Raw genomic sequence first — 7,495 nt, 5'->3', positions numbered from 1 at the left:
GACAACAATTGTCCTCTCCAGATGTTAGCTTTTATTCAACCCACTACAGTTGACAAAGAGCCGCAAAAAAGCGAACAAGACCAGCCTCTGTAAATCAGAAAACTAGTTTTGTCCGCTTTTTATTGTCGAGATTAGTCTCTTGAACCAATCTCTATGACTTAGATGCTTTTATATCATCTTATTCGTCTTCTTTTTTCTTTCCCATTGCAAAGAGACCAAGAAGTGCTCCTATAACACCTGCTGTTGCAAGGGTTGCATTTTCCTTAGTACCTGTTTCAGGGAGGATATTTTGATGACTTGCAGGCGCTTGGTAGGTCTTGTCTTGTGACATAGCAAAAGCTACTTGTGACTGCTCATTTCTGTATACTGGAGTTTCACCTGTAGTTGGGGCTGAACCATTCACACTTCCAGTAAATTCTGGAACTTGGTGACTAGTCCCTTCTCCACCAGGAACGCCACCTTCAAAGTGTGGAACTTGATGGGTAGCTCCTTCTGATCCATTTACATGACCAGTGAACTCAGGTACTTCATGAACAGCTGCTTCTGCCCCATTGACACCACCTGTAAATTCTGGAACCTCTACTACTGGTGCTGGCTCATCACCTGCTGTGCCAATGACTCCTGGGTACTCTGGGACTTCATGAACAGCTGCTTCTGCTCCATTGACACCGCCTGTAAATTCTGGAACTTCATGGATAGCTGGATCTGTTTTACCAGATACTTCTTTCTTAGTTCCGACTAAGACAATCTCATCTTGCGGTGCTTCAATAGTTTCGCGAAGTTTTTCAGTACGGCTTCCATCTAGTGCTACTTCAGTCAGGATACGTTCTTTACCTTCACGACCTACTTGAGTTACACGCGTTTCACCTTCTGCTAGAGTTGGATCTTCTTTCTTCACTGTCTTGAAACTGAGAGCTTCTTCTACCACTTCTAGGCTAGGAAGCTCTTCCTGAACAGCTGGGGCAACTTTTCCAGTTTCAACCTTTTCTTTGGTCAATTGGATACGGTATTCCTTGACCTGTTTACCACTTTCTGAAACGAGACGTACCAAGACTGGAAGTTTATCGTCACCACTATCGACAACTGTTGCCGCTACGTTTTCACCAGCTTCAACGGTCACTTTAGGACGGTTTCCACTATAGGTTACTTGGTAATCCACACGAGCTTCAGAGAAGTCTGCAAGCTCTCTACCATCTACTAGAAGTTTAGAAGCTGTATTGTCTTTAGGTGCTTCACTTGGTGCAATAAAGGCCATTTCAGTGATCGCCACACCCTTCTTGTCTGCTTTTCTGTCCATGCGCCATCTCATGGCTTTAGCTTTGACCGGTGCAAAGGTTACATGGATGTCAGTTCCTGCTTGAACTTCTTGATCCGCACGGTATTCAACTTTCTCCCAGTTAGAAGGAGTGTTGAATGGATGTTCTGGATCGTATGGTTGGTAGTTAGAGTAATATTCTGGTGAATCAAATTCTGGTCCCACATAGCGTTCTAGAACGAGTTTAGAAGGTGCATCTGTTCCACCATCTGCAAAGAAGCGAATGCTTCCTTCAGCTACTGTACGTTCAACAATCTTACCATTTTCTCTGAAGATAACCCCTACTGAAACTTCTGGATTTTCAGATGGAGTTGGAGACCAGTTAGTCCAACGACGGGTTTCATCATCTGAACCATCGTTGACATAATCTACACGGTCATGAGAGTTTGGATCAATATCGTTAGTTGCTGAGGCAAATGAACGGTTGCTATCGTCATCGAAGTCTGGATTGTCTGAAAGATTTTCTCCGAGTTTGTCTGTTACACGAACAGCTACTTCAGCAGTTAAATCAGTACCCAAAACGCGACCATGAACTGTAAATTCACCTGCTTTTGTTAGATTCTCTGCTGGGATTGCTTCCCAGTCAACAGCCAAGTCTTTTACTTCATAGTCAGATTTTCCTGTGAAGTAAACAGGAACTTTTGCTGGTAGCTCAAGAGTTTGTCCTTTAGCAACCAAGCGAGATGATTTAGCAACAGCAACAGGTTTACTTGCGAGCAAATCTTTATCATTTGTGAAGTGTAGGCGGTATTCACCTAGGATATCTCCGTTTTCAGCCTTGACAACAACACGAACTGGATCTCCTTCACCTACGCTTGGTACAACTGTTGCAATACCATTTTCAGTGACACTTGCTGTAACAGCTGGAGCTTTTCCTTGTCTTGCTTCTAGATAGTAGTCAGTCAAGCCTGGGTTAAAGTTTGGCAAATCTTTTCCATCTACTTGAATTTGTGCTTGAGCATTCTTAGCTGCAGCTACTTGTTTAGAGAAAATTTGCATTTCTGTAATAGAAGTACCCCATTTACCATCTGGTCTAACCATGCGGATACGAACTGCGTAAGTGTTGACTTTATCAAAGCTAAAGTGGGTCATTTCTCCAGCTCTGACTTGATCTGGAGCCTTGAGATTTGTTACTTCTTTCCAGTTTTTATCGTCATTAAAGACATGGTCTTCGCGTGCTACGAAGCTTGGATTCTTAGGAACTGTTGGAGTTGCTGAACCGACATAGTATTCGATGACATAGGATTTAGGTGCACCAACACCGTGGTCTTCGTGGAAGGCTACATTGAGGTTATCAACTGATCGTTTAGACATGATACCAGAGTCACCAAAGAGAATTCCCACGGATGCTTCACTTGTACGGTTCCAGTTTGTCCAGCGGTTTGCTGGTTGGTTGTTATATGAAATTAGTTTGTCATTAACATTGGCTACTGAGTCACTTGGATTTGAGTCTGATGCAAAGGCAAGTGGCAATTCTGAACCAGTCCACTGGTCAGAAATATTAGCACCAGTTTCTGTCTGAGCAGACACACGAACATGAAGTTTAGTTGGTAGTTGAGTACCTTCGACATGTCCTGTCACAGTAAACTTGCCTTCTTGTGCGTATTGACTTGGTTCAATTGCGTCCCAAGTTACTTTAGCTGAAGAGACTTGGCCATTTGAGTGGTAAGTACGAACGCTCTCTGGTAGTTGAGGAGCTTCTGCAACTGGAGTAGTTACGCTCACTTCTTCGACAGCAATGATACCTTCGACAGATACCTTAGCATGTGCTTCTTTCTCAATTCCTTCAACTTTACCTAGGACTTCAAAACTATGGTATTTAGCAAGGTCTTCCTTAGCAACTGCTTGCCAAGTCACCTTGTGAACCTTTGGAAATCCTTTGTCATACTCTACAGTTACAGTAGCAGGTAGACTTGGTTCTTGGTTCAAACCTGTCACGACACTAACTGGACGGATGGCTTGGACTACTTTGCTTTCAGTATTTGCTTGAATGTTCAAGTCAATCTGACCTTCTGCTCCTTCAAATTGAGCTTTCAGAGTTACTTGACCAGGTTTATGCAATTCAAGCATACCTTTACGAACGGCTACATCTCCTTCACCTGTAGTTGAGAAAGTAACCTTATCAGCTTTCAATACTGCTTGTGTACCGTCTTGATAGTGAGCCAAGACCTTGATACCGACAGTTTGGTCTTCTTTCAAAGTAGCTGCATTTTCAACTTCTAGGCTCAAACGTTCAATTTGTGGAGCTTCTTGTAGGAATTGGATAGCATAAGTTTGTAGTGGGCCACCATCGTTTGGTTGAACATGGATGCTTGCACGCATACCATTTGCTTCATTAGCTTGAATAACTGTCACTTGAGCATTTTCAGCTGTAGCTTTGACCTCTGGCAAGGCTACTCCATAAGCAAGCTTGTGATATTTTACAGGTTGGTCAGTTGAAAGACCTTCAACCGCTTGATCTGCTACAGTTACACTTGGAACTACTGGATTAGCAGCTTCCCCTTCTGCAACTACCAAGGTCGCAGCGATTTCTTCATCTTCTAAAATACCTTTTGCTGGGATGCGAGAGCCTGGGATTGCTAGTTTAGCTTGATCTTCAGCTGCAATTTCCCACTTATTAACATCATAGCTTGCTACAGTACCATCTGACAATACGTAGGAAACAGATTTGTCAACCGAATTTAGATCTGTATTTGGAGCGATTCTCTTGACTACAGGCAATTCTGCTTCGAGAGCCAAGACTTCAACACGAGCTTCTACATCACGTCCATCTGCCACACCCTTAACAGTCACAATTCCTGGTTCATTGACATCAACTGCTGACCATTCTACTGGAAGTTTTGTACGGCTACCATCACTGTAGATAAATGCAACCTTCTTAGGCATTTTTGGTGCTTGACCGATAACAGTACGGACTTTAGCAACTTCTGTACCCAAGACTGTTTTTTCAGCTTGGTCTTTCTTACCTGTAAAGATAGTAGTTTGATCAGATTTCAAGAGATCAGAATGAGCAGTCAAGGTAAATTTACCAGCTTGCTCAGTTGATTTGACAATGACAACACCCTTACCATTGAAGGCCTTACGAACCCATGAACCGTCAGCTTGCTCTTTATAACGTTCACGGCTTGCTTGTTCACCGTTATCCACACCGACAATTTGACCTTGTCCATGCAACTGGAAGCGCACAAGGTTATTGGCAGTTGGAACTACATTACCAGCACTGTCAACGATTTCGTAGTAAATATAAGTGAGATCTTTTCCGTCTGCTGCGATAGCATTTTCTTCTTTGACTAGGCGAACACCTGCAGGTTCACCAGCAGTCGTAACCTTATCACGAGCAATTTCATTACCAGCCTCATCGCGAGCTACTGCTTCCAAGGTTCCAGGTTGATAAGCAACCTTCCACTCAAGGTAAAGTTCCTTGGCATTGGCACCTTCTTGGTAAGTACGGCCATCGCTTGTTTGTTTCTTGTTAAAGGTTTTCTTACCTAGAGACTCGCCATTCAAGAACAGTTCCACACTGGCAGCATTTGAAAATGCACGAACAGGAATCTTACCATCTGCGTCCGCTACATTTGCTTTCAGAGTAGAATCTTCCCAGTTCCAGTGAGGAAGGAGGTGAACCATTGGTTTCTTCTGAGCAGAAACCCATTGGCTTTGGTACAAGTAGTAGTCATTCTTAGGAATGCCAGCTGTATCTACGATACCAAAGTAAGAACTCTTAACTGGTGTGTTGTTTTGGTTGTGCCATGGAGTAGGCTCACCGATATAGTCGGCACCTGTCCAGATAAACTGACCAGCATAACCAGCATTGTCACGGTCAAAAGTCCACGATGCAGTGGCTGTTTTACCCCAACCAACACGGTCATTACCATAGTCTGATTGCTCATAGTGACGGTAAGCTTGGTTGCTGTGGACTAGTTCACTTTCTGGACGGAAATAGCTACCACGAGTACGAGTTGCTGAAGAAGTTTCTGAACCGTAAATCAACCAATTTGGATGTTTCGCACGCAGCTTCTTGTAGTTGTCTTCTGAATAGTTAAATCCAACCGCATCAAGTTCGTTGGCAATCTTTTCATGATCACCACTACCATCACCAAAGCGGAACTTGTCTGCTCCCATAGTGACATAGCGTGTTTTATCAACAGCCTTGATCACTTGCACCAAGCGTTTAACCGTTGCTAGAGAACGAGCTTTACCGTCTGCCTCACCGATTTCATTACCGATAGACCACATGACGATAGCAGGGTTGTTCTTGCCTCTTTCGACCATTGTACGTAGGTCAAAGTCAGACCATTTTTCACCTTTTTTAGCATCTGGGTGAGTGGCGTCTTTGTCAAAGAAACGTCCGTAGTCATACTGTTTCTTCCCACCGTACCAAGTATCGAAGGCTTCTTCTTGCACCAATAAACCTAGTTCTGCAGCGATCTGCAACGTTTGCTCACTAGCTGGGTTGTGGGTTGTACGGATAGAGTTCACACCCATATCCTTCATCTGTTTCAGACGACGGTATTCTGCCTTATAGTTTTCTTCAGCCCCTAGAGCTCCGTGGTCATGGTGAAGAGAAACACCATGGAATTTAATGCGTTCACCATTCAAAGAGAAGCCTTCATTTGGTGTCCAGTTATAGTAACGGTAACCAAACAAGTCCTTCTTAGCATCTACCAATTGGCCGTCACGATAAACACGAGTCACTAATTCATAAAGAGCTGGTTTATCGTTAAGAACTGTCCAGAGTTTTGGTTTCTCAACTTGTAAAATAGCATTTAGGCTAGTTGATTGATGAGCTTTCAAGACTTGGCTATCTGTACGAACCACGTCCGTTACAGCCTGACCATTTCTTTCAATAATTTGGTATTCAGCAACAATTTCATGATCTTTGTCATCTGTATTGACAATCTTACTTGTTACATGAGTATCAACCTTACCATTTTGTTGTTTTTCAAGGTCTGGTGTTAAGATAGTTGTTCCATTTTTCTCAGCATGAACCTTATCTGTGACTTGAAGGGTAACATCGCGGTAAATACCACTTCCTGAGTACCAACGGCTACTTGGTTGTTTATTGACCGCATGTACAGCCACGACATTTTCACGACCGTCTTTATTGAGATAATCAGTGATGTCATAAGAGAATTGGTTGTAACCATTTGGATAGTGACCAACTAGCTGACCGTTTACATAGACTTGCGAATCCATATAAACACCATCAAAGACTAGGCGAACATTCTTGTTAAGGTCTTTTTCATCTAGTTTAAAGGTCTTGCGATACCAAGCATCACCACCATTGAGTTGGCCACCTTCGTTTTGGGCAGGAGAATCATGATCGAAGTCATTGTAAATACTCCAGTCATGAGGAAGGTCTAATTTCTTCCAGCTTGATACATCTGCATCTGGTTTGATAGCGTCTTTGGCATTGGCATTGAGTTTAAAATGCCAGTTTTGGTTAAATTCTATTTTACGGTCCTCAACCAATTGATTTACCTCCTCACTGGTAGCCGGTTTTAGGTCCGGTTTTTCCGTTTGAGCAGATTGATCTTGAGTAATTGCTTGAGGTTTCTTATCTAACATGGAATCCACTTTTTTATCAGAATCTGATTGTACAGTTTGGTCGTCCTGTGCCTTTTCAACTGCATGAGCTGGTGTAGCAACTTCACTTGCAGCTGATTCAGTTGATGCCGGTTGTTCTAGACTTCTTGTTTCACCAAGTTCCTCTTTATGAGAATCATCCTCTATTTTTTCTGCAGCAACTGCAATTGGAGTTTCATCAGCTGAAACTTGGTTTGCACCAGCTACACTTGCTCCAAATAAGACTGAGCAAGTGCCGATAACTACAGAGCAAGTTCCAACGGTAAATTTTCGGATACTGTACACTCTTTTTCGATTCCAATGATCTTTTCCCATAAGATCCTCCTTATATTCGTAACCGCTTCCAATTTTATGTAAGCGCTCTACTTTTTCAGTAGTATTTTGCTTCTATTTTATAAAATAATATAAGAAACTTCAATACTGGCAGCATAAAAATCATACTTTTGATTCTTTTTTCTATAATTAGTAGAAAACTTTGAAAATCTGAATGTACATTTAGTGAATGATTTTACTAAAAAAGGCGGTGGGATGGAAATCGATAGACAAAGTCTCGATTTCGTAGTCCCAGCCCCGCGAGGATGATTAGGAGCTTTT

General features: G+C 42.6%; 1 protein-coding gene and 3 pseudogenes. All 4 read right to left on the bottom strand.

Features of this window, described 5'->3' with window-relative positions; translation table 11 throughout:
- Positions 1–178: 178 nt before the first annotated feature.
- Positions 179–691 (bottom strand): annotated as a pseudogene (locus ADH81_RS11610) (SIALI-17 repeat-containing surface protein); the annotation flags it as partial.
- A 32-nt stretch (positions 692–723) separates the two neighbouring features.
- A pseudogene (bgaA, locus tag ADH81_RS00995) lies at positions 724–6,838 on the bottom strand (LPXTG-anchored adhesin/beta-galactosidase BgaA); the annotation flags it as partial.
- A 206-nt stretch (positions 6,839–7,044) separates the two neighbouring features.
- Positions 7,045–7,216 (bottom strand): annotated as a pseudogene (locus ADH81_RS11605) (YSIRK-type signal peptide-containing protein); the annotation flags it as partial.
- A 77-nt stretch (positions 7,217–7,293) separates the two neighbouring features.
- Positions 7,294–7,495: hypothetical protein (locus ADH81_RS11375; protein WP_204374223.1), on the bottom strand; the 202-nt coding region annotated here is incomplete at its 5' end.

The organism is Streptococcus pseudopneumoniae, from assembly GCF_001072925.1.
Lineage (GTDB): Bacteria > Bacillota > Bacilli > Lactobacillales > Streptococcaceae > Streptococcus > Streptococcus pseudopneumoniae_Q.
This window is presented reverse-complemented; position numbering and strand designations above follow the sequence as displayed.